The sequence below is a fragment of the Lysobacter sp. Root983 genome, assembly GCF_001429345.1.
Taxonomy (GTDB): Bacteria; Pseudomonadota; Gammaproteobacteria; order Xanthomonadales; family Xanthomonadaceae; genus Lysobacter.
Map to the genome: position 1 here is coordinate 312632 of NZ_LMJO01000016.1, position 21149 is coordinate 333780.

Below are 21149 nucleotides of genomic sequence, written 5' to 3' on the forward strand. Positions count from 1 at the left end.
CTCTACGAATCCCGAATCGCGAATCCCGAATCCCGGCCCTTGGCGATGTCAACTGTCATGAGCCCAGTGTACCGACGCCACGCATCGCCGCTTTTGCGTATCCCGAATCCCGAATCGCCAATCCCGGCTCCTATAATCGAGCGATGGATTCAGCCTGGCTCGAAAGCGCGACCGCATGGATCGCGGCGAACCCCACCGCCGCCGGCGCGGTGATCTTTCTGATTGCGTTCTGCGATGCCCTGATCCTGGCGGGCATCGTGGTGCCGGCCCTGCCGCTGCTGTTCGCGGTCGGCGCACTGGTCGGCCTGGGCCACATCAGCGGGCCTTATGCGCTGGCCTGCGCGGCGGCGGGCGCCTTCGCCGGCGACGGCCTGAGCTATTGGGTCGGCTATCGCTGGGGGCCGCAGCTGCGCCAACGCTGGCCGTTCTCGCGCTATCCGCAATGGCTGGATCGCGGCGAGCAGTTGTTCCGCCGCCATGGCAGCAAAAGCATCCTGATCGCGCGCTTCGTCGGCGCGGTGCGGCCGTTCGTGCCGGCGATCGCGGGCATGCTGCACATGCCGGCGCGCCGCTACGCCCTGCCCAGCCTGTTCGCCTGCATCGCCTGGGCGGCCGCGTTCCTGGCCCCGGGCTGGGTGCTGGGCGCGTCCTACGATGCGGTGGCCGCGGTCGCCGACCGCCTGGCCCTGGTGCTGGGCGGGCTGCTGGTGGCGGTGGCGCTGGTCTGGGCCTGCGTGCTCTACACCTGGCGCTGGTTCGCCGCGCACGCCAATAACCTGCTGGCGCGCGCCCTGCGCTGGACTCGCCGGCATCCGCGCATGGGCCGCTATGCCGAAGCCCTGATCGACCCGAACCGGCCCGAGTCGGCCTCGCTGGCGATCCTGGCGGTGTGCCTGCTGGCGATCAGCTGGGTCTGGTTCACCCTGCTGGCGACCCTGCTCGCCAGCGGCGGTCCGCTGGCGCTGGATCACAGCATCCACGAACTGATGTGGAGCCTGCGCAATCCGCTGGCCGACCGCCTGATGGCCGCGCTGGCCAGCCTGGGCGACGCGGCGGTGCTGGCGCCGGCGGCGCTGGTCGCGCTGGGCTATCTGCTGTGGCGGCGGCGCTGGATGGCGGCCGCGCACTGGGTCGCGGCGATCGTGTTCGGCCTGGCCCTGACCTCGCTGCTGGAGGCGGCGATCGACATGCCACGCCCGCCGACCGCGCCGGCCGGCTTCGGCTTCCCCTCGGTCGCGGTCACCATGACCACGATCGTGTTCGGTTTCTTCGCGGTGCTGATCGCGCGCGAGTTGCCGGGGCGGCAACGCGTGTGGCCGTATTTGCTGGCGGGCGTGGTGACCACCCTGGTCGGCTTCGCGCGCCTGTACCTGGGCGCGCACTGGCCCAGCGACCTGGTCGGCGGCACTCTGTTCGGCATCGTCTGGCTGTTGATCCTGGGCATCGCCTATCGCCGCCACGTCGCGCGTTCGTTCTGGATGCGGCCGCTGGCCTGGCTGTTCTACGGCAGCTTCGCGGCCGCGGCGCTGTGGCATGCGCCGCGCTCGGCCGACGCGCTGCTGGCGAAGTTCGCCGCGGCCGCGCCCACCCGCGTGCTGGCGATCGACGACTGGTGGCGACGCGATTGGGCGACCCTGCCCGAGCATCGCAACGAACGCGATTTGCGCCGACGCTGGCCGCTGGACCTGCAGGTCGCCGGCCCGCTGGAGCCGCTGCGCGCGAGCCTGATCGCGCAGGGCTGGCGGGTGCAGCCGCAGGCCGATTGGCTGGCCACGATCGCCCTGCTCAACGACAGCGCGCCGCCGCTGGAACAGGCGGTACTGCCGGCCACGCTGGATGCGCAGGCCGAATCCCTGCTGTTGCTGCGCGCGGGCGCGCGCCCCGACGAGCAATACGCGCTGCGCCTGTGGCCGGCGCCGGCGACGTTCGAGGACGGCACGCCGCTGTGGCTGGGCACCAGCCAGGTGCTGCGACTCAACAAGCCCCTGGATGCGGCCGCGTTGTGGCTGCCGACCAGCGACGACGCACGCGCGCACGCGACCGTGCGCGCGGCATTGAAGGAATTCAGCGCGATCGAGGCGACCGGGTTCCATGGCACGCCGGTGCTGCGCTTGCGCACGGTCGCACCGGGCGATGCCGGGGCGGTGAAGGCGCGCACGCCTTAGGGCGGGGCGCGAGCGCTGGGCGCTTTCGCTTTCGCTGCGAGCAGCGATGCAGTTCGGAGTGACGCGGTGCGATGCGGTTCGCCTGGCGGCTCATCGCATCCTACGGCTGGCTTTGCGATGGCATAGGGCCCATCCGCACGCGCATCGTATGGCGACCCGGCATCGGGCGCTGGCTCAGGGCAACAGGACCAGCAGACGGTCCAGGCGTTCGTGCGGGTCGTCGATCTGCAACAGCGCCTGGCGCTGCGCATGCTGCAGCGGCAGCAGTTCGGCAAGGCGCCAGCCGACCCAGGCGGCATCCTCCATGCGCACGCGCGGCGCCAGCGCGTGTTCGCCGCCGAAGCGGTCGATCAGCTCCTGCAGCAGGATCGCCAGCAAGCCGTGTTCCGGCCGCAGTACCTGCTCGGAATCGGGCGCGCACCATTCGATTTCGGCCACCTGCAGGCCGTTGTCGCGCACCCGCACGCGGCGCGCGTGGAAGCGTCGGGCGCCGCGTACGCGCAAGGTCAGCAGGCCGTCGGCGTCGGCGCCGAAATCCTCGATCAGCGCCTCGGTGCCGAACGCGGCGGCGCTGGCCGGCGCGCCGACCTCCTGGCCGTCGATGATCAGACAGACCCCGAAGCCGCGGCCGCGGCGGCCGCACTCGCGCACCAAATCCAGATAGCGCGGTTCGAACACGCGCAGGCCGAGCGCCGCGCCGGGCACCAGCACCGTGTGCAAGGGAAACAGGCCCAGCGATTCCGGGCTGGAAGCTGCGGCGTCGGTAGCGGTCGACATGCCGCCAGTGTACCCGCGCCGCGCGCGCCGCTATCGCCTCAATGCGGCTCCAGCAGATCGATCAGGGCGCGGCGCTTTTTGCGCGAAAGCCGCTGCACCAGTCCGGCCAATTGCAGTTCGTCGGGATCGCCGTAATGGCCGCCGGCATCGCGCACCGATACGCCGTTGCCGTCGACGCTGCCGCGGCCGGTGCTCAGCCATTCGAAGCTCACGCGCTGTTGTTTGGCGATGTCGATCATGCGCTGCAATTCGGGCAGTGACAGACCGGCCAGCCATTTGCGCGCGGTCTCGCGACTGACGTTGTACTGGATCGCGAGCGCGCCGATGCGCCCGCGGCCCTTTGCGAAACCCGAATAGTCCAGCGCATGGCGCAGGCGCTGGGCGAAGTCGTCGTGGTTTGAAGTCATGCAATACCGCCCATGCATCCTGCCAGGCCGAAACGGGCCGCCCGGGCGGGCGCGGGATGCGGCGCACGGGCGGCGGGAGTGACGCAACTCATTGTTGCGTAACTCGCAGCCGGGAGTGGCACTTTTCATATGCACAAATAACAATTATCAGTTGTCATCTGAGACAGGACGTCGAGCACGAGCCTAGCGCGCCCCAGCCGTGCAATGAGGCACTAACAAGGTGATTTATAGGTATTCAAAGTGTGCACTAATGGCACATATAACGCTCAGGCGTGCACGGAGCGGTGCTGGATGGCACGCAAATTGGCACGTTTGAATTGTCATTCCGGCGGCCGCACACTGCGGCCACCGGCACGCGGAACGCGCTTAGGCGGCGCCGTCGCGCAAGGCGGCGAGAAAACGGCGCGGCGCGCCGTCGAAGCCGCCGTTGGACATGAAGACGACGTGGTCGCCGGCGCGCACGCGAGCGCGCAGGGCCGCGATCAGGCTGTCGGCATCGGCCGCTGTCACGCCTTCGCCGCGCAGGCCGGCGACGACCTGGCCGGCGTCCCAGGCCAGTTCCGGGCGGTGCAGGAACACCACCGCATCGGCGCCGTCCAGGGACGGTGCCAGCGCCTGCGCATGCGCGCCCAGGCGCATGGAGTTGCTGCGCGGCTCCATCGCCACCACGATGCGGGCCGCGCCGACGCGCGCGCGCAGGCCGGCCAGGGTGGTCGCGATGGCGGTCGGGTGATGGGCGAAGTCGTCGTAGACGGTGATGCCGTCGGCCTCGCCGATCACTTCCAGGCGACGCTTGACGCTGCGGAAGGCGGCCAGCGCGGGCAGCACGCTCGCCACATCGACACCGACCGCGTGGGCGGCGGCCAGCGCGGCCAAGGCGTTCATCACGTTGTGACGGCCCAGCAAAGGCCACTGCACCTGGCCGATCTCGTGGCCGTTGTGGACCACGACGAAGGCGCTACCGTCCTGGGCTAGCAGGCGCGCGCTCCAGGTGTAGCCGGCGCCGCCCTGGGCCGCGTCGGCGTCCAGACCGAAGGTCTCCACCGGCGTCCAGCAGCCCATCGCCAGCACTTCGGCCAGGCGCGCGTCCTCGCCGTTGACGATCAGGCGGCCGCGGCGCGGCACGGTGCGCACCAGGTGGTGGAACTGGCGCTGGATCGCGGCCACGTCCGGGAAAATGTCGGCGTGGTCGTACTCGAGGTTGTTGAGGATCGCCACCAGCGGACGGTAGTGGACGAACTTGCTGCGCTTGTCGAAGAAGGCGGTGTCGTACTCGTCGGCTTCGACCACGAACTCGCGACCGCCGCCGACGCGCGCCGACACGCCGAAATCCTCGGCGACGCCGCCGATCAGGAAGCCGGGCGCACGGCCGGCGGCTTCGAGCAGCCAGGTCAGGATGGTGGTGGTGGTGGTCTTGCCATGGGTGCCGGCGACCGCGAGGGTGTCGCGGCCCGGCAGCACGCGCTCGGACAGCCACTGCGCGCCGGAGGTATAGCGGCGGCCGTCGTCGAGCACCTGCTCGACCGCGTCGTTGCCGCGCGACAGCGCGTTGCCGACCACGACCTCGTCGCAATCGGCGGAAATATGTTCGGGCCGATAGCCCTGGCGCAGGGCGATGCCGAGCTGCTCCAACTGCGTCGACATCGGCGGATACACCGCCTGGTCGCTGCCTTCGACCTCATGACCGAGTTCGCGCGCGAGCGCGGCGACGCCGCCCATGAAGGTACCGGCAATGCCCAAGATATGTAGCTTCAAGATCCGACGTCCTGGATTAACAGCGAAAGCTCAACGCAGCGACTCCCGCATAGGGCCTACTCCCCCTCTCCCGCTTGCGGGAGAGGGCAAGGGGTGAGGGCGCGCGACAGTTGGCGTTCGACGCAAGCTGGCTAGCAGCCGATGTCGCGATTTCGAGACTGGCGCCGTGGTTTTGGGATTCGTGTGCCCTCACCCCAGCCCTCTCCCGCGAGCGGGAGAGGGGGCTAAAGCGAAAGGCGGAAGCAAAAACGAAGCGGAAAACTCACCCAACCACCGGCGCCGGCGACAACGCCTCGACGATCCGCGTGAACACCTCGTCCAACGAGCCCACGCCGTCGATCGCGGTGAGGCGGCCGTGCTGGCGGTAGTACTCGATCACCGGCGCGGTCACGTCGTCGTAAACCTTCAAACGGGTGCGCACGGCTTCGGGACTGTCGTCCTTGCGGCCCTGCTCGGCGGCGCGGCCGGCGATGCGCTCGACCAGCAGCTCGATCGGCACTTCCAGCTGCACGGCGTAGTCCATGGGCTGGCCGATCTTCTTCAGCAGCACGTCCAGCGCGTCGGCCTGGGCCAGGTTGCGCGGGTAGCCGTCGAGGATGAAGCCGCCGTGGGTGTCCGGACGCGAGAAACGGTCCTCGAGCATGCCCAGCAGGATCTCGTCGCTGACCAGATTGCCGGCATCCATCACCGCCTTGGCCTCGAGGCCGAGCTTGCTGCCGGCCGCGACTTCGGCGCGCAGCAAATCGCCGGTGGAAATGTGCGGCACCTGCAGGTGGTCCTTGAGCCGCGCAGCCTGCGTGCCCTTGCCGGAACCGGGCGCGCCCAGAAGTACCAATCGCATCTACATCGCTCCTAGAACAAGAATGCCTCGCGCGGCCGGCGCTCTCTCGGGAGCGGCCTGGGTCGCGTGCCCGGGGCGCGGCGCTACACTCAGCCGTCGCCACCCCACCGCCGGGCGTCAATATTGCGGTCAGCTTACCGCATCCCGGCGTCAATCCTGGAACTCCCATGGCCTCTGGAACCCTGCTGTACGCGCAATCCGGCGGCGTGACCGCCGTCATCAATGCCACCGCCTCGGCCGTCATCGAGACCGCCCGCGCGCGCAAGGTCAAGGTGCTGGCCGCCCGCAACGGCATCCTCGGCGCCCTGCGCGAGGACCTGATCGACACTTCCAAGGAATCGGCGGCCGCGATCCGGGCCCTGGCGCATACCCCCGGCGGGGCCTTCGGCTCCTGCCGGGTCAAGCTGAAATCCCTGGACGCCGACCGCGCCCGCTACGAGCGCCTGCTGGCCGTACTCAAGGCCCACGACGTGCGCTGGTTCCTCTACAACGGCGGCAACGACTCGGCCGACACCGCCCTCAAGGTCTCGCGCCTGGCGGCCGAATTCGGCTATCCGCTGACCTGCATCGGCGTACCCAAGACGGTCGACAACGACCTGGCCGTGACCGACTGCTGCCCAGGCTTCGGCTCGGCCGCCAAGTACACCGCGGTGTCGGTGCGCGAGGCGGCGCTGGACGTGGCCGCGATGGCCGAGACCTCGACCAAGGTCTTCGTCTACGAGGCCATGGGCCGGCACGCCGGCTGGCTGGCCGCGGCCGCCGGCCTGGCCGGCCAGGGCCCGGACGACGCCCCGCACCTGATCCTGTTCCCGGAGCGGCCGTTCGACGAGGCCGACTTCTTCCGGCGCGTCAAAGCCGTGGTCGAGCGCGTGGGTTATTGCGTGGTGGTCGCCAGCGAGGGCATCCAGACCGCCGACGGCCGTTTCGTCGCCGATGCCGGCGGCGGCAAGGACTCCTTCGGCCATACCCAACTCGGCGGCGTGGCCTCGCACCTGGCCGGCCGGGTCAAGGACGTACTGGGCTACAAGGTCCACTGGACCCTGCCCGACTATCTGCAGCGCTCGGCCCGCCACCTGGCCTCCAAGACCGACGTCGAGCAGGCCCGCGCGGTGGGCAAGGCCGCGGTCGAGTACGCGCTCAAGGGCATGAACGCGGTGATGCCGGCGATCGTGCGCGGTTCCGACGCGCCCTACCGCTGGAAGATCGCGCCGGCGCCGCTGGACAAGGTCGCCAACCACGAGAAGAAGATGCCGGCCGGCTTCATCCGCAAGGACGGCCACGGCATCACCGCCAGCGCGCGCAAATACCTGGAGCCGCTGATCCGCGGCGAGGCGCCGCCGCCCTACGGCCGCGACGGCCTGCCCAAGTACGTGACGCTGAAGAACGTGGCGGTGAAGCGCAAGCTGCCGGCGTTCGAGGGCTGAGGACGCGGGCATGCAGGAGGCGGCGGCGTTGCGGCCCTGGGTCGCGCAGGTCTGGGCCTGCGCGCGTCCGCCCGCGCCGCCCGCGCATGCGCGCGAGCACTCGCTGCCCAGCGGCGCGATGCATCTGTCGATCCGCCTGGACGGCCCGCCGCTGCGGATCTACGCCAGCGCCGACGATCGCCAGGGTCGCGGCTACAGCGCCGCCACCGTCGGCGGCGTGCGCGCCGGCTACTGCATCAAGGACACCGCCCACCCCGCCGCCTCGGTGGGTGCGGTGCTGCGGCCGGGCGCGGCGCTGGCGCTGTTCGGGGTGTCGGCGGCCGAACTCGCCGACGGCCATGTCGATCTGGCCCAGTTGTGCGGGCACGAGGCCGAGCTGCTGTACGAACGCCTGGCCGGCGACGCCGACCGCGGCCGCCGCCGCGCGTTGCTGCTGGACTTTCTGGGCGCGCGCCTGCGCCGCGCGCGCAGCGGGCGCGGGCTGGATCCGCAGATCGCACAGGCGCTGGCCAGTGTGCAGCGCACGCCGGCCGCGACCGACGTGGCGGCGCTGGCCGATGCCTGCGGCCGCAGCCCGCGCCATTTCATCGCCGGCTTCCGCGATGCCGCCGGCCTGGCGCCCAAGCGCTATGCGCGCGTGCTGCGCTTCCAGCGTCTGCTCGCCGCCTTGGCGGCGACGCCGCGCCCGGCCTGGGCGCAGCTGGCGCTGGACGCGGGCTACTTCGACCAATCCCATCTGATCCGCGAGTTCCGCGAGTTCGCCGGCGTGAGCCCGCGCGAGTACGCGGCGCGTGCGCCCGCGTCGCCCAACCATCTGCCCCTGGCTTGAGCGCGGGCGCGCACGCCGATGCGATCTGTGGGCGTTCTGTGGGAGCGGCGTAAGCCGCGATCGCGCAATCGCGACGGCGCGCGCATCGCCCAGCGTTTCGTCGTGGCCGCAGGCTCATCGCGGCTCACGCCGCTCCCACAGGGAGCAGGCGTCGCCGCACGCGCCGCGGCCGCAGCAAACAGGTAAATTTCGTCCAATCGCGCGGCGCGCCCGGGCCGCAGGCTGACGCGCACACCCACCCAGGAGCGCCGCCATGGCCGTACACGAACTGTTCCCCTACCTCTGCGTCGCCGATGCCCAGGCCGCGATCGAGTTCTACGCCTATGCCTTCGAGGCCAGCGAGAAGTTCCGCCTGGTCGAGCCCGGCGGCCGCATCGGCCATGTCGAACTGGACCTGGGCGGCAGCACCCTGATGCTCTGCGAGGAGTATCCGGAGATCGATATCCGTCGCCCGGTGCCCGAGCACGGCCACAGCCACACCCTGCATCTGCACGTGGACGACGCCGACGCGACGGTCGCGCGCGCGGTCGCCGCCGGCGCGCGGCTGGCGATGGCGCCACGCGACCATTTCTACGGCGAGCGCTCGGGCACTGTGATCGATCCGTTCGGCCATCGCTGGAACATCGGTCACAGCATCGAGGCGCTCACGCCCGAGGAAATGCAGCGCCGCTACCCCGCCGATCCCTGCGCTTGAGCGCGCGCAACGCACGTTCGAACGCAGGAATGCGAACGCGATAGCGGAATTCGTGCCGGATTGTCGTTGAATCGACAGGGGTAATCCGGCAATCTGCGGCCGTGGGCGTCGCCGGCCGTCGGCAAGGCGCACGGAAGACCGATCACTTCAAGGAACAGCTCATGAAAGCCAAGCCGATCACACTATTGCTCCCGATGCTGCTGTTGCTGCCCGCCCTGCCGGCGTTGGCCGGCCAGTGCGACGACAATTTCAGCAAGAAGGGCAATGCGCTCTCCGGCGCCGAGTATTCGACCTCCTACAAGGTCGCGGGCCTGAGCGTGCCCAGCGCGATCGGCCAGATGCGCAACCTCGCCATCGCCGACGGCATGGACGTGCTGGACGAAAGCCCCGACAGCGGCTCGCTGTTGCTGGAGGAACCGGCGAACCTGGCCCACAAGGGCCTGCAGGTGTATGTCACCGCCAAACCCGACGGCACGGTGTCGATGCTGATGAAGACGCGCCGCGGCGCGTTCGGCAACGCCGACGGCATCCGCAGCGAGATGTGCAAGATGCTGACCCAGCTCAAGCCGGGCAAGGCGCCGGTCGCGCGCGCCGCGGTCAAGCCGATCGAGATCCAGGCGACCGCGCTGGCCACCGATATCGAACGCCAGGGTGTGGAGAACTCCGCCGCGATCGACGTGCGCTTCGCGGGCAAGGTCTACAACATCAAGGGCGTCAACAAGGGCGTGGCCGGCAAGAAGGGCGCGTTCGAGCTGTACTTCGACATGAACCCCTCGCTGGTGCCGGGCTTCGTCCCCAGCAAGTCGCGGCGCGGCGAGCTGCGCATCGCCTGCCGCATGATGCCCGACCAGAACGCCTACGCGCTGGCGATGCGCAACGGCGACAAGATGTATCTCAACGCCACCTACGACCACTACGACGAGTCCAGCTACCTGGTCTGGCTGAAGAACTGCCGCGGCATCCAGTAAGCCCTGGCGACAACGCGCGGGCGGCGCTTCGGCGCCGTCTGTGCGCCGCTTACCCCAGCCAGCGCGGGCCCTACCGCTTCGGCGCTAGGCGCTACCGTTCTGGCGCGCGGCCTTGAAGCCGCGCCACCATCCCAGGCGCCGTTTTGGCGTCACGTAAGCAGCGACTCATCCGCCCCCCGTCGACGCCGAGCCCTTGCGGCCATTGACTCGGCGCCTCGTGCGTGGCGTTAGCGCCGGCCCGGCCTGCGGTCGTAGGCGCTCTATCGCGATCGCGGCGCCCCCTGCCCGCGCACGCGCGCTGCGCTTGCCTGGAATCCGAGCCTTGGCTAAGGTGCGGCCACGCTCAGGGGGGGCGTCGCTCATGTTCAAGTTCGCAGCCGCGCTGGCGGCTTTGCTGGTCGTTCCGGTTACGCAGGCGCAGGACGCCGTTGCCGCCGCGCCGCTCCCCGCCGTAACGCCTGCGCCGACGACACAACCCATCGCTGCGCCAGCCGCCGCCGACGATCCCGCGACGGCCGCCAACGCCAACGCCAACGTCTCCGCACCCGCGCCTTGCTGCCGGCTCGCGGCGGGCAGCGCGGTCGAACTGCAGCTAGGCGAAAGCCTGTCCTCCGCGCGTCACAAGCGCGGCGACCGCTTCGCGCTGCGTCTGAGCCAGCCGTTGACGGTCGACGGCGCCGAACCGATACCGGCCGGCACGCCCGCCGTCGGCGAGGTGGTGCACGGCGCGCGTTCGCGCGGCGGCGGCCATCCGGGCGAGTTGCTGATCGCCGGCCGCTATCTGGAATTCAACGGCCGCCAGATCCCCTTGCGCGGCTTGTCGGTGGGGCAAAGCGGACGCGACCAGATCAACGGCGCGATGGGCGCGTCCCTCCTAATCGGCCCGTTCGCGATGTTCGTGCGCGGCCGCGAAATCGAGATCCCCGCCGACACCGCCTTGCGCGCCAAGCTCGCCCAGGAACTGGAGCTGCCCGTCCCCGGCACCACAGCCGCGACCGCGCCTGCCTTACCCGTTTCTCCGTCGCCGACCACCGCGGCCGACGCCGTTCAACCACCCCAGGAGTAGTTCTTAGATGAACCTGAAGTTCCGTGTTTCCGCTCTCGCGCTCGGCCTGATGTTCTCCGGCGCCGTGCTGGCCCAGGACACCGCCCCGCCCGCCGCGACCGAAGCCAGCGCCGAAGAGGCCGAAGACACCGCCGCCGACGCGCAGCCGGCCGGCAAGATCGGCGTGCCGCCGCAGGGCAAGGGCCAGATCGTGTTCTTCCGCCCGTCCAAGTTCGTCGGCGGCGCGGTCGGTTTCAAGGTGCGCGAGGGCGAGACCGAGCTGGGCAAGCTGCGCAGCGGCAAGTACTTCGTCCATGTGGCCGAGCCGGGCACGCACGAGTACCGCGTACATGGCGAGACCAAGGACGTGCTGACCATGGAAATCGAAGCCGGCGAAACCTACTACGTGCAGGGCACGCTGGGCATGGGCATCGTGGCCGGTCGTCCGAACCTGGCGCCGACCGACGCCGCGGCGTTCAACGCGCTGGCCGACAAGCTCAAGCTCGCCAAGTAAGCCTTATCGATCGCAACGGGCGCCGCGGACACGGCGCCCGTTTGCGTGCAAGTGATCGGCGCGCGGCGCGCCCTAACCGCCGCAGGATTTGCCTTCGACCGCCATGACGGCGGCGAACATCGGCACCGCCGCCAGCTGCTTGGCCGCGGCCTTGGCCTTTTCGTCGGCTAGGTACAGACGCGCCTGGCCCTGACCGTCCAGCTTGGGCGGAGCGACGTTGGCCGGCTTGCGCCACACCCGCACCACCGCCTGCTGCGAGGGGCAGGCCGCGTTGGGCACGCGGATCAGATCGTTGAAGGTCCAACCCGCGGCCAGCGAGGGCTGGGCCTTGGCGGCGTCGACGAAGCGCGCGCGCGGCTGGCAACTGGGGCTGGTGCGGACCACGGCGAACTTGTAGGGCAGCGCGGCCTGGCCGGTGAACTGGCCCTCCAGGCGGGCGCAGGCCTCGGGGATCTGGCGCAGGGTGTGGACGGCGCCCAGCGCCTGCGGCTGCCCGACCGGGCGCTGGATTTCCGGGGCGGGGTCGGTACCGGCGGCGGCGGCCAGGGCCGGCAGCGACAGCGCGGCGAGCAGGACGGCGGCGATGCGCATGAACAGGCTCCATCGATACGTGACTGGGGTCGCAGGCTGGCACGCCGGGGCTGAACCCTGGTTTCACGAGGTTTCACAGGCCCAAGCCCTGTGCGATAGTCCCAGCGTTGCCGCGCCGGGACTTCGGCCTGCGACCTAAAACTTTAGGTGATCAGAAATTCCTGATGTCCACTCTGGGGAGGGGTTCATGCTGGAGCAGTACGGTTTGACCTTGGCGCTGGCTTGCGCCGTCATCGCGATCCTGTACGGGATCATTTCCGCGCGCTGGATCAGCGCTCAACCCGCCGGCAACGCACGCATGCAGGAGATCGCCGGCGCGATCCAGGAAGGCGCGCGCGCCTACCTCAATCGCCAGTACAGCACCATCGGCGTCGCCGGCGTCGTGCTGTTCGTGGTCATCGGCTTCTTCCTGAACTGGCCCACCGCGATCGGCTTCCTGATCGGCGCGGTGCTGTCCGGCGCGGCCGGCTACATCGGCATGAACGTGTCGGTACGCGCCAACGTGCGCACCGCCGAAGCCGCGCGCAAGGGCATCGGCCCGGCCATGGACGTCGCCTTCCGCGGCGGCGCGATCACCGGCATGCTGGTGGTCGGCCTGGGCCTGCTGGGCGTGGCCGGTTACTGGCTGGTGCTGGCCAAGATGGGCATCACCGGCGAAGCGGCGCTGCACGCGCTGGTCGGCCTGGCCTTCGGCTCCTCGCTGATCTCGATCTTCGCGCGACTGGGCGGCGGCATCTTCACCAAGGGCGCCGACGTCGGCGCCGACCTGGTGGGCAAGGTCGAAGCCGGCATCCCCGAGGACGACCCGCGCAACCCGGCGGTGATCGCCGACAACGTCGGCGACAACGTCGGCGATTGCGCCGGCATGGCCGCGGACCTGTTCGAGACCTACGCGGTCACCGTGATCGCGACCATGCTGCTGGGCGGGCTGATGATCGCCCAGGCCGGCCACAACGCGGTGCTGTATCCGCTGGTGTTGGGCGGCGTGTCGATCATCGCTTCGATCATCGGCGCATTCTTCGTCAAGGTGAAGGCCGGCGGCTCGATCATGGGCGCGCTGTACAAGGGCGTGATCGTGTCGGCGGTGCTGGCGGCGATCGCGTTCTACCCGATCACCACCCAGCTGATGGCCGACTCGTCCTACGGCGCGATGAACCTGTACTGGTGCGCGTTGATCGGCCTGGTGCTGACCGGCGTGATCGTGTGGATCACCGAGTACTACACCGGCACTCAGTTCAAGCCGGTGCAGCACGTCGCGGCGGCCTCGACCACCGGGCATGGCACCAACATCATCGCCGGCCTGGGCGTGTCGATGAAGTCGACCGCGCTGCCGGTGATCTCGGTGTGCCTGGCGATCTGGGGCGCGCACGCGCTGGGCGGCCTGTACGGCATCGCCATCGCCGCCACTTCGATGCTGTCGATGGCCGGCATGATCGTCGCCCTGGACGCCTACGGCCCGATCACCGACAACGCCGGCGGCATCGCCGAGATGGCCGAGCTGCCGCCGGAGGTGCGCGCGGTGACCGACCCGCTCGACGCGGTCGGCAACACCACCAAGGCGGTGACCAAGGGCTATGCGATCGGTTCGGCCGCGCTGGCCGCGCTGGTGCTGTTCGCCGACTACACCCACAACCTGCAGGCCGCGCATCCGGGCACCGTGTTCTCCTTCGACCTGTCCGACCACTACGTGATCATCGGCCTGCTGATCGGCGGCCTGATCCCGTATCTGTTCGGCGCCATGGCGATGGAAGCCGTGGGCCGCGCCGCCGGCGCGGTGGTGGAGGAAGTGCGCCGTCAGTTCCGCGACATCCCCGGCATCATGGAAGGCACCGGCAAGCCCGATTACTCGCGCGCCGTGGACATGCTGACCAAGTCGGCGATCAAGGAAATGATCGTGCCCTCGCTGCTGCCGGTCGCGGTACCGGTGGTGATCGGCCTGCTGCTGGGGCCGAAGGCGCTGGGCGGCCTGCTGATCGGCACCATCGTGACCGGCCTGTTCGTGGCGATCTCGATGACCACCGGCGGCGGCGCCTGGGACAACGCCAAGAAGTACATCGAGGACGGCCACCACGGCGGCAAGGGCTCCGAGGCGCACAAGGCCGCGGTCACCGGCGACACCGTCGGCGACCCGTACAAGGACACCGCCGGCCCGGCGATCAATCCGCTGATCAAGATCATCAACATCGTCGCGCTGTTGCTGGTGCCGCTGCTGCCCAGCGGCGCCGGTCCTGCCGACGCGGCCGCGGCCGCGCACGGCGCGCCGGTGGCGGAGCTGTCGGCGCCGGCGATGGGGGCCGCGCCGGCTACCGCCGACGTCGCGCCGGACTCGCTGGCCACGCTGTACTTCGAAAGCGGTTCGGCGGCGCTGCCGGCCGAGTTCGAAACCGTGCTGTCCAAGGCCTACCACCGCATGCAGCGCGATCCTGCGCTGAAGGCGCGCGTGTCGGGCTTTCACGACAGCAGCGGCGATCCCGCGCGCAATGCCGATCTGGCCAAGCAGCGCGCGTCGGTGGTCAGGGACTGGCTGATCCAGCAGGGCCTGTCCGCCGATCGCGTGAGCATGGACAAGCCGGTCCAGATGGAAGGCGACGGCACCGCCAAGGAAGCGCGCCGGGTCGAGGTCCGCCTCGAGTAAACGCCAAGCTTCGGAGTTCGGGAAACGGCGGCCACGGCCGCCGTTTTCTTTTCCGGCGCGCTCAGCGCTGGCCGCGTTCGAAGCGCGCGAACTCCTGCTCCAGGCGCCATTGCAGGCGTGCCTTGGCGCTGGCTTGCAACAAGGCCGCGCACGCCGGCGCGGCGATGTCGCGCGCGCAGGCGTCCACGCGCGCGCCGCCGGCGCGCCCCTGCCACAGGCTGTCGCCGGCCAGGAAGGCGTATTCCAGACTGTCGCGCGCGAGCTGCTTGAGCTGCGCATAGCGCAGGCCTTGCTCCTGCACCGCGCGCTGGTACTCGTGGGTCATGTCGCTGCGCAGCACGCCCTGATCGTCGGTGGCCAGGACCACCGGCACGCCCGCGTCCAGGTAGGCGCGCAGCGGATGCTGGGCGCCCTGCACGCCGAGGATGGCCGCGTTGCTGCTGAGGTTGATCTCGACCGCGATCCGTTCGCGCGCCATGCGCTCCAGCACTGCGCGCGCGTCGGTCTCGTAGGCGATGTCCACGCCGTGGCCGATGCGGCGTGCGCCGGCCACCGTCACCGCCTCGCGCACGTGGTAGCGCAGCTCGCGCGGCGCGACCAGGCCCAGGGTCTGTTCGCCGGCATGCAGGGACAAAGGCACCGTGGGGTGACGCTGTTTCAGGTAAGCGAACAGGCGCATGTGCAGCGAGTAATCGCGCTGCGCCACCGGGTGATGCTCGGGGCCGACGATGTTGACGCCGACCCAGCGCGGATCGGCCTGCACCAAGGCGAAACCGAACACCATCGCGGCGAAGGCCTGCGCCGGCGGCCGATGGCGCGCCACCGGAATCTGATAGCGCACCTCGACCGCGCAGGCGGGCTTGGCGGCGGCGCTCGCGCAGGCATGCGAGGCGGCGAACGCGGCCTCGTCGCGATCCAGCTCCGCGCGCGCCTCGGCGATCGCGGCCGGCAGCAGCGGCGCCAACACGGCCAGCAGCGCGTCCGGATCGCCGCCGTCCTGGCCGCTGGCCTTGGCCGCGTCCAGCAGGCCCTGCGCGCTGCGCGGCATCGACATCAGTTCCAGATAGGCCACCTGATCGTCGGCGGCCAGTTCGCGCGCGGCCGCGACCACCCGTCCGGCGTCGTCGGCCGAGACCGCGCGGAAACCGTCGAAGCTGGCGAAGAAGCGGTCGAAATCGGGCAGCGTCGCATTGCGCATCGACAACGCATCGATCGCGCGGCTGTAGGCGGCGTAGTCCCGGCTGGCCAGATCGCGCGCCGCGACCGACCCCGGCGCCTCGCAGGGCGGACGCACGATGCGGTGGCTGTCGGCGGCGACGCAGTAGCCCCGCTCCGCCGCCCAGCGCAGGTAGTCCTCGGCGTAGACCGAGCCGCTGGCGTGGTTGTGCAGGTCGCCGCCCTTGGGCATGGCCTGCAGGAACATGCGCAGTTGCGGCGGGCTGTCGGCGATGCGCTCGAAACGCGCGGCCGTGCGCGCTTCGTCGGCGCTCGCCGGCTCGCCGGCGGTTCTGGCCTCGGCGGTCGCGGCCGGGGCGAGGCATAGCATCGCCGCCAAGCCGAGTCCTGTCCTGTATCGCATCGTCGCTCCCTGGTCGGTCTCGGTCGCGGCGGGACCCGATCGGCCCGCCCACACCCCTGGCTTGCGTGCGACCCAGCATGCCGGGACGGCGCATCCTTGACCATGCCGGGCTCCGGCGCGGGCGCGCGCCGGGCCGAACCGGCGGCTGGGCCGGGTCGATGCTGCATCGCAGCAGCCGGCCGCGTAGAATGCCCGCTCTTTCATCGGCCCGTCCCCCGACGGGCCACCAGCAGTCGGAGCTACGCATCATGGGCCTGGACCTCGTCCCCACCGGCAAGAACCCGCCGGAAGAGATCAACGTCATCATCGAAATCCCCAAGGACGCCGAGCCGGTCAAGTACGAGGTCGACAAGGCCTCCGGTGCGATCTTCGTCGACCGCATCCTGTCGACCCCGATGCGTTACCCGTGCAACTACGGCTATGTGCCCCACACCCTGTGCGGCGACGGCGATCCGGCCGACGTGCTGGTGGTGCTGCCGCTGCCGTTGATCCCCGGCTCGGTGATCCGCTGCCGCCCGGTCGGCGTGCTGCGCATGACCGACGAAGCCGGCGGCGACGAGAAGCTGCTGGCGGTGCCGATCGACAAGGTCTTCGCCGGCTACAGCCACATCTCCGACATCGAGCAGGTCAGCCAGCATTGGCTGGACCGCATCGGCCACTTCTTCGAGCACTACAAGGATCTGGAGAAGGGCAAGTGGGTCAAGCTGGACGGCTGGGGCAACGCCGCCGAAGCCAAGCAGATCCTGCTGGAAGCGATCGAGCGCTACAACGCCACCGAAGAGAGCGACAAGCCGAAGTTCTGAGGCCGTCGCGATTCCGGTACGACGACGAAGGCCGCCTCAGGGCGGCCTTCGTGTTTTCGCAGCGTTGCCACCTGCCATTCCCACGCCCGCTTGCGGCGACCGAAGGAAGCGCGAAGCGGAGAAGGTGCTGCCCCGCAGGGCGGAGAGGATAGCGACGGCTAGGCGTTATCGCCCACCGCGCGCTGCTGCTCGGCGCTATTGCCCGTCGCCGGCGTCTCGCTGCCCACCGCGAACTTGGCGACGATGGTCATCATGGCGTTGAACCAGCGCAGCTCGTTCTTCAGCCGGATGGTCTGGCTGGGGCCTTTGACCTCGTCGATGAAGCGCTGCAACGCATCGCGATAACGCGCGCGGCCTTGCGGGCGCTCGCCGTACTCGAACCATAGGCCCTGCCATACGCGTGCGAAGCGCATCGAGGCCTGGCGCACCTGCTGCAGTTGCGGATGCGGCTCGGCATCGGCGAACAGCAGGCCGAAGTGAGCGTTGAGCTCCCAGGGGCTCATCACCGCCGGCACGTTGACGGTTTCGCAGGCGAAATCGGCGATTTCATTGGCGCGCGGCACCACCGCCTGCTGCGGCCAGCCGACGGGCGCGACATTGTGCGGGCGGCCGCGTGCGACCAGCTCCCAGAACTCGCCGCCGCCGACCGTATCGACGACCAGATGGATGCGCGACTCCACCGCATCGTTGATCACGCGGTGCTGGCGCCAGGTATCGAAGATCCAGCACTCGCCCGCCGCCATATTGATCGCGGCGTCGCCGCACTCGAAGCGCACGGTCGGCTGGGTCACCACCGGCACGTGCACGCGCACGCGCTCGGCCCAGTAGTAACCCTGGTCGGCGTGGCGGGTGACCTCGGCGTGGCCGGACAAGCGCATCAGGCGGCTGCGGCCGACGGTGGCGCCCAGGCTGGCGAACACCTGGGTCAGGTACGGGCAGCGCAACAGTTCCGGGGTCGGACGCATCTGCCCGGAGAAGGCCTCGTTGGCCGGATCGCCGTCCACCGCGACCAGCGGCAGCATCGAATTGCCGGCGAAACCCTGCGGGTGCGGGCGCCAGGGGCCCTCGCCCAAGGCGGCGATCTCGGCGGCCAGCCGCGCCGCATCGATGGTCAGCGGCAACTGGATGAACGGCACCTGCAATTTCATCGGGCGATCCGGGCTTGCGACCGGCCTATCGTACACAGGACCGTCGAGCCGTCGCCACGACGGCGCCCCAAAAAAAAGGAGGCGGGCCCATGGCCCGCCTCCCGGTACTGCGTGCTGCCTACTACGGCAACCGTCGATCAGAAGCGCTGACGGTACTGCAGGTAGTAGTAACGGCCCGGCAGGTCGTACTGCGGATCGAACATGTTGTACTTCGCGGTCAGCGACAGCGGCGGATCCTTGTCGAACACGTTGTTCGCGCCGACCGAGACGGTGGCGTTCCACGGCGTGTTGTAGCGGAACTGCATGTCGTGGTACGTGGTCGCGCCCAGGTGATTGCGCGGCGAAGCGCCATCGGCGGTCACGCGGTTCGGATCCGAGCAGTAAGCCTGCGCGCTCGCGCCGGTGAACGGGCAAACCTCGTCGATGCCCGACTTGTAGCGCATGCCCCAGGTCGCACCGAAGTCGCCCTTGGTCCAATCCAGGTACAGATTGGACTTGATGCGCCAGTACGGATCGTTCGGCAGGTACAGGCCCTGACGCTCTTCGGCGACGGAGTCCTTGGTGGCCGTGGCGATCCACTTGGAGGTGTAGCTGGTGTCCCAGGTGATCGAGAACTTGCCGTAGACCGTTTCCGGCAGGCGGTAGTTCAAGGTCATGTCGTAACCCTCGACCTCGTACTGCGCGAGGTTGAGCAGCGGCATCTCGAGGTTGTCGATGATGTTCGGGTTACCGGCGGAGGTGCCGCCGCGCTGGTACAGGCCGCAGTAAGCCGCCTGCTCGCCCGGGGTACCGGCGTAGCACTTGTCGAGGATGAACTGCGCTTCCGGACGGGTGATCGCGTTCTCGATCTTGACCTTGTACCAGTCAAGAGCGATGTCGAAGCCCTGCAGCCAGCTCGGGCTGTAGACGAAGCCCAGGGTCTTGCTGGTCGAGGTTTCCGGCGACAGCTTGTCGTTGGAGGTCCAGGTGAAGGCTTCCAGCGTCTGACGCGACGAACCGTTGCCCGGCTGGACGTAGTTCGCCGGCACGCCTTCGGCGGCGCAGCGAGCCGCGACCTGCGGGTTGCTACGCAGCGGCGAGTGGCTGGAGCACGGGTCGATGTAGCTCTCGAACGAATCGGTGTTGCCGCCGTAGAGGTTGCTGATGCTCGGGGCGCGGAAGCCCTCCGACCAGTTGCCGCGGATCAGCAGGTCGTCGATCGGCTTCCAACGGAAACCGAACTTGCTGTTCAGCGTGTTGCCGAAGTTGCTGAAGTCCGAGTAACGCGTGGCGACCGAGAAGTCGAGCAGCTTGGCGAACGGCAGGTCGGACAGCACCGGCACGGCGACTTCGAGGTAGAACTCGTCCAGCGAGTACGAACCGGCGGTGGGCGAACGCGCGTTGCCCGTGCTCAGGCCGGCGGCGATGAACGCGTCCGGATCGAACTGGCCGCTCTCGGTGCGGTGCTCATAGCCCGCGGCGAAGCCCAGCGGGCCGGCCGGCAGGTCGACGATGTCGCCGCTGACGTTGAGGGTGTAGCTCTTGGACTCGACCTTGGCCGAATCGTGCGCGGTGAAGCCGGTGTACGCCAGGCCTTCCGGCGTGATCGAACCCAGGCCGCCGAGCGGATTGATCGGCACGCAGCCGGCGATGATGGCGCCGCCCGGAGCGGACACGCACACGGCCTTGCCGTCGCGCATTTCCGACGGACCGTAGGCGTTGCGCAGCGCGGCCAGGTTGAACAGACCGTAGGTCAGGGTGTTCTCGTCGGACTTGTCGTAGCGGTAGCCGGCGTCCCAATCGAACTGACGCTCGCCGACGCTGAAGTAGCCTTCCAGACCGCCGTAGAAGTGGAAGTTCTTGACGTCCTGGTTGTACGAACGGCCGCCGGTTTCCTGGAAGCGGCGGTTGACGCCGACCAGGTCGCGCACGCCCTTGTACTCGGCCGGCGCATACAGGCTGTCCTTGCTCAGGGTCAGGCCGGTGACCGGCATGGCCGCGAGCAGCTGCTCGGAGATGCGCTGGTTGTACAGCGTCTCGGTGCGGAAGGTCAGGTTGTCGGTGATGTCGAACGTGCCCTGCGCGAACAGCGAGGTGCGCTCCTGCGGGGTCAGCAGGTAGTTGTCCGGCGCGGTGTTGTAGCCGTGCACGGCCGAGTCGTAAACGACCTTGTTGCCCTGCGCGTCGAGCACGTAACGCACGTCGTCCGCGGTGGCGGCGGTGCCCTTGTTGTCGACGAACGAGCCCGGGAAGCCGGTGCCGCTCTGGCCGGAGTAGAACGGAGCGCCGCCCGCGGAGATCTTGCGCGCGCCGGCCATCACGGCCTCTTCCTTCACGTAGGAAGCGCCCAGCAGCAGCGAGGAGCGGTCGTTGCTCACGCCCAGCGAGAAGTCGTACGCCTGACGGTCGCCGTCCTGAGCGTTGTACTGGCCGAAGTACGCGCCGGCTTCGGCGCCTTCGAAGTTGCGACGGGTGATGATGTTGACCACGCCGGCGATGGCGTCGGAACCGTAGATGGTCGACGCGCCGTCCTTCAGCACTTCCACGCGCTCGATGATCGAGGCCGGGATGGTGTTGAGGTCGACCGAACCGTCGAGCTGGGTGGTCCAGCGGCGGCCGTTGACCAGCACCAGGGTGCGGCTGCTGCCGAGGTTACGCAGGCTGATGCCCGAGGAACCGTCGCCGCCGTTGTTGAAGGTCGAGTTCAGCGCGGCGCCGTTGCTGGAGATGCGCTGCAGCACGTCGGCGACCGAGGTCACGCCCTGCTTGTCGATCTCGGCGCGGGTCAGGGTGAAGATCGGCTGCGAAGTTTCGATGTCGGCGCGCTTGATGCGCGAGCCGGTGACCTCGATGCGATCGAGCGTCGTAGCGTCTTGGGCGGGAGCTGCATCGGCTTCTTGGGCGCTGGCAAACGCCGGCACCAGTGCGATCGCGATACCGGCCGGCAGCAAGCCGAGCCGCACCGCGGGACGCAAATTGCGATGGTTCATCTATC

The 21149-nt window shown here is 69.4% G+C and carries 17 protein-coding genes and 1 pseudogene; 10 read left to right on the forward strand and 8 right to left on the reverse strand.

What is annotated here, in order from left to right:
* The first annotated feature begins 143 nt into the window (after window positions 1–143).
* Entirely contained in the window at window positions 144–2165 is a 2022-nt protein-coding gene (locus ASE43_RS13600) for a bifunctional DedA family/phosphatase PAP2 family protein (RefSeq protein WP_056180047.1), read from the forward strand.
* A 174-nt stretch (window positions 2166–2339) separates the two neighbouring features.
* Here ASE43_RS13600 and ASE43_RS13605 read toward each other — a convergent pair whose 3' ends face one another.
* From ASE43_RS13605 to ASE43_RS13620, 4 genes are all read right to left on the reverse strand, one after another.
* The gene (locus ASE43_RS13605; protein WP_057160859.1) at window positions 2340–2942 is read right to left on the reverse strand and encodes an LON peptidase substrate-binding domain-containing protein; all 603 of its coding nucleotides are present in this window, start codon (window positions 2940–2942) and stop codon (window positions 2340–2342) included.
* Window positions 2943–2980: 38 nt separating this feature from the next.
* Window positions 2981–3349: a hypothetical protein gene (locus ASE43_RS13610; protein WP_056180051.1), complete on the reverse strand. Its 369-nt coding sequence runs from the start codon at window positions 3347–3349 to the stop codon at window positions 2981–2983.
* A gap of 366 nt (window positions 3350–3715) precedes the next feature.
* Window positions 3716–5107 carry a UDP-N-acetylmuramate:L-alanyl-gamma-D-glutamyl-meso-diaminopimelate ligase gene (mpl, locus tag ASE43_RS13615; RefSeq protein WP_057160860.1) on the reverse strand — a complete coding sequence of 464 codons (1392 nt, stop codon included), beginning with the start codon at window positions 5105–5107 and terminating at the stop codon, window positions 3716–3718.
* A gap of 259 nt (window positions 5108–5366) precedes the next feature.
* On the reverse strand, window positions 5367–5945 hold the full coding sequence (locus tag ASE43_RS13620; RefSeq protein ID WP_056180057.1) for an adenylate kinase: 579 nt from the start codon (window positions 5943–5945) through the stop codon (window positions 5367–5369).
* Window positions 5946–6112: 167 nt separating this feature from the next.
* Between ASE43_RS13620 and ASE43_RS13625 the strand changes: the two genes are divergently transcribed.
* The 6 genes from ASE43_RS13625 (at window position 6113) to ASE43_RS13650 (ending at window position 11419) form a co-directional block, all read left to right on the forward strand.
* A complete protein-coding gene (locus ASE43_RS13625; RefSeq protein ID WP_057160861.1) occupies window positions 6113–7369 on the forward strand; it encodes a 6-phosphofructokinase in 1257 nt (418 codons plus the stop codon).
* Between the two features lie 10 nt (window positions 7370–7379).
* On the forward strand, window positions 7380–8198 hold the full coding sequence (locus ASE43_RS13630) for a helix-turn-helix transcriptional regulator (protein WP_057160862.1): 819 nt from the start codon (window positions 7380–7382) through the stop codon (window positions 8196–8198).
* Between the two features lie 253 nt (window positions 8199–8451).
* Window positions 8452–8892 carry a VOC family protein gene (locus ASE43_RS13635; protein ID WP_056180066.1) on the forward strand — a complete coding sequence of 147 codons (441 nt, stop codon included), beginning with the start codon at window positions 8452–8454 and terminating at the stop codon, window positions 8890–8892.
* A gap of 161 nt (window positions 8893–9053) precedes the next feature.
* Window positions 9054–9860, forward strand: coding sequence for a hypothetical protein (locus ASE43_RS13640; protein ID WP_157489454.1), 807 nt, complete (start codon window positions 9054–9056; stop codon window positions 9858–9860).
* Between the two features lie 361 nt (window positions 9861–10221).
* A complete protein-coding gene (locus ASE43_RS13645) occupies window positions 10222–10926 on the forward strand; it encodes a hypothetical protein (protein WP_057160863.1) in 705 nt (234 codons plus the stop codon).
* Window positions 10927–10933: 7 nt separating this feature from the next.
* Window positions 10934–11419 (forward strand): DUF2846 domain-containing protein, encoded by a 486-nt coding sequence (locus ASE43_RS13650; RefSeq protein ID WP_056180076.1) that lies wholly within the window; start codon window positions 10934–10936, stop codon window positions 11417–11419.
* 72 nt (window positions 11420–11491) lie between these two features.
* Here the strand turns inward: ASE43_RS13650 and ASE43_RS13655 are convergent, their stop codons facing one another.
* Complete coding sequence (locus ASE43_RS13655; protein WP_200956262.1) at window positions 11492–12010, reverse strand: hypothetical protein; 519 nt, start codon at window positions 12008–12010, stop codon at window positions 11492–11494.
* A 187-nt stretch (window positions 12011–12197) separates the two neighbouring features.
* On the opposite strand from ASE43_RS13655, the pseudogene ASE43_RS13660 reads away from it, so the two are divergent.
* Window positions 12198–14222: pseudogene (locus tag ASE43_RS13660) on the forward strand (sodium-translocating pyrophosphatase); the annotation flags it as partial.
* A gap of 75 nt (window positions 14223–14297) precedes the next feature.
* The gene (locus tag ASE43_RS22675; protein WP_235568761.1) at window positions 14298–14645 is read left to right on the forward strand and encodes an OmpA family protein; all 348 of its coding nucleotides are present in this window, start codon (window positions 14298–14300) and stop codon (window positions 14643–14645) included.
* 61 nt (window positions 14646–14706) lie between these two features.
* On the opposite strand, the gene ASE43_RS13665 is transcribed toward ASE43_RS22675, so the two are convergent.
* Window positions 14707–16191: an adenosine deaminase gene (locus tag ASE43_RS13665; protein WP_057160865.1), complete on the reverse strand. Its 1485-nt coding sequence runs from the start codon at window positions 16189–16191 to the stop codon at window positions 14707–14709.
* 281 nt (window positions 16192–16472) lie between these two features.
* Here ASE43_RS13665 and ppa point away from each other — a divergent pair, with 281 nt between their 5' ends.
* Window positions 16473–17027: an inorganic diphosphatase gene (gene ppa, locus ASE43_RS13670; RefSeq protein ID WP_056180085.1), complete on the forward strand. Its 555-nt coding sequence runs from the start codon at window positions 16473–16475 to the stop codon at window positions 17025–17027.
* A 158-nt stretch (window positions 17028–17185) separates the two neighbouring features.
* Here the strand turns inward: ppa and ASE43_RS13675 are convergent, their stop codons facing one another.
* Together ASE43_RS13675 and ASE43_RS13680 are read right to left on the reverse strand one after the other, a co-directional pair.
* Window positions 17186–18175, reverse strand: a complete 990-nt coding sequence (locus tag ASE43_RS13675; RefSeq protein ID WP_057160866.1) for an aspartyl/asparaginyl beta-hydroxylase domain-containing protein — start codon at window positions 18173–18175, stop codon at window positions 17186–17188.
* A 137-nt stretch (window positions 18176–18312) separates the two neighbouring features.
* On the reverse strand, window positions 18313–21144 hold the full coding sequence (locus tag ASE43_RS13680; protein WP_056180092.1) for a TonB-dependent receptor: 2832 nt from the start codon (window positions 21142–21144) through the stop codon (window positions 18313–18315).
* Between the last annotated feature and the right edge of the window lie 5 nt (window positions 21145–21149).

Coding starts and splice junctions, on each gene's coding strand:
- ASE43_RS13600 (WP_056180047.1), top strand. CDS start 144: ATGGATTCAGCCTGGCTCGAAAGCGCGACCGCATGGATCGCGGCGAAC.
- ASE43_RS13605 (WP_057160859.1), bottom strand. CDS start 2,942: ATGTCGACCGCTACCGACGCCGCAGCTTCCAGCCCGGAATCGCTGGGC.
- ASE43_RS13610 (WP_056180051.1), bottom strand. CDS start 3,349: ATGACTTCAAACCACGACGACTTCGCCCAGCGCCTGCGCCATGCGCTG.
- ASE43_RS13620 (WP_056180057.1), bottom strand. CDS start 5,945: ATGCGATTGGTACTTCTGGGCGCGCCCGGTTCCGGCAAGGGCACGCAG.
- ASE43_RS13625 (WP_057160861.1), top strand. CDS start 6,113: ATGGCCTCTGGAACCCTGCTGTACGCGCAATCCGGCGGCGTGACCGCC.
- ASE43_RS13630 (WP_057160862.1), top strand. CDS start 7,380: ATGCAGGAGGCGGCGGCGTTGCGGCCCTGGGTCGCGCAGGTCTGGGCC.
- ASE43_RS13635 (WP_056180066.1), top strand. CDS start 8,452: ATGGCCGTACACGAACTGTTCCCCTACCTCTGCGTCGCCGATGCCCAG.
- ASE43_RS13640 (WP_157489454.1), top strand. CDS start 9,054: ATGAAAGCCAAGCCGATCACACTATTGCTCCCGATGCTGCTGTTGCTG.
- ASE43_RS13645 (WP_057160863.1), top strand. CDS start 10,222: ATGTTCAAGTTCGCAGCCGCGCTGGCGGCTTTGCTGGTCGTTCCGGTT.
- ASE43_RS13650 (WP_056180076.1), top strand. CDS start 10,934: ATGAACCTGAAGTTCCGTGTTTCCGCTCTCGCGCTCGGCCTGATGTTC.
- ASE43_RS13655 (WP_200956262.1), bottom strand. CDS start 12,010: ATGCGCATCGCCGCCGTCCTGCTCGCCGCGCTGTCGCTGCCGGCCCTG.
- ASE43_RS22675 (WP_235568761.1), top strand. CDS start 14,298: ATGGGGGCCGCGCCGGCTACCGCCGACGTCGCGCCGGACTCGCTGGCC.
- ASE43_RS13665 (WP_057160865.1), bottom strand. CDS start 16,191: ATGCTATGCCTCGCCCCGGCCGCGACCGCCGAGGCCAGAACCGCCGGC.
- ppa (WP_056180085.1), top strand. CDS start 16,473: ATGGGCCTGGACCTCGTCCCCACCGGCAAGAACCCGCCGGAAGAGATC.
- ASE43_RS13675 (WP_057160866.1), bottom strand. CDS start 18,175: ATGAAATTGCAGGTGCCGTTCATCCAGTTGCCGCTGACCATCGATGCG.
- ASE43_RS13680 (WP_056180092.1), bottom strand. CDS start 21,144: ATGAACCATCGCAATTTGCGTCCCGCGGTGCGGCTCGGCTTGCTGCCG.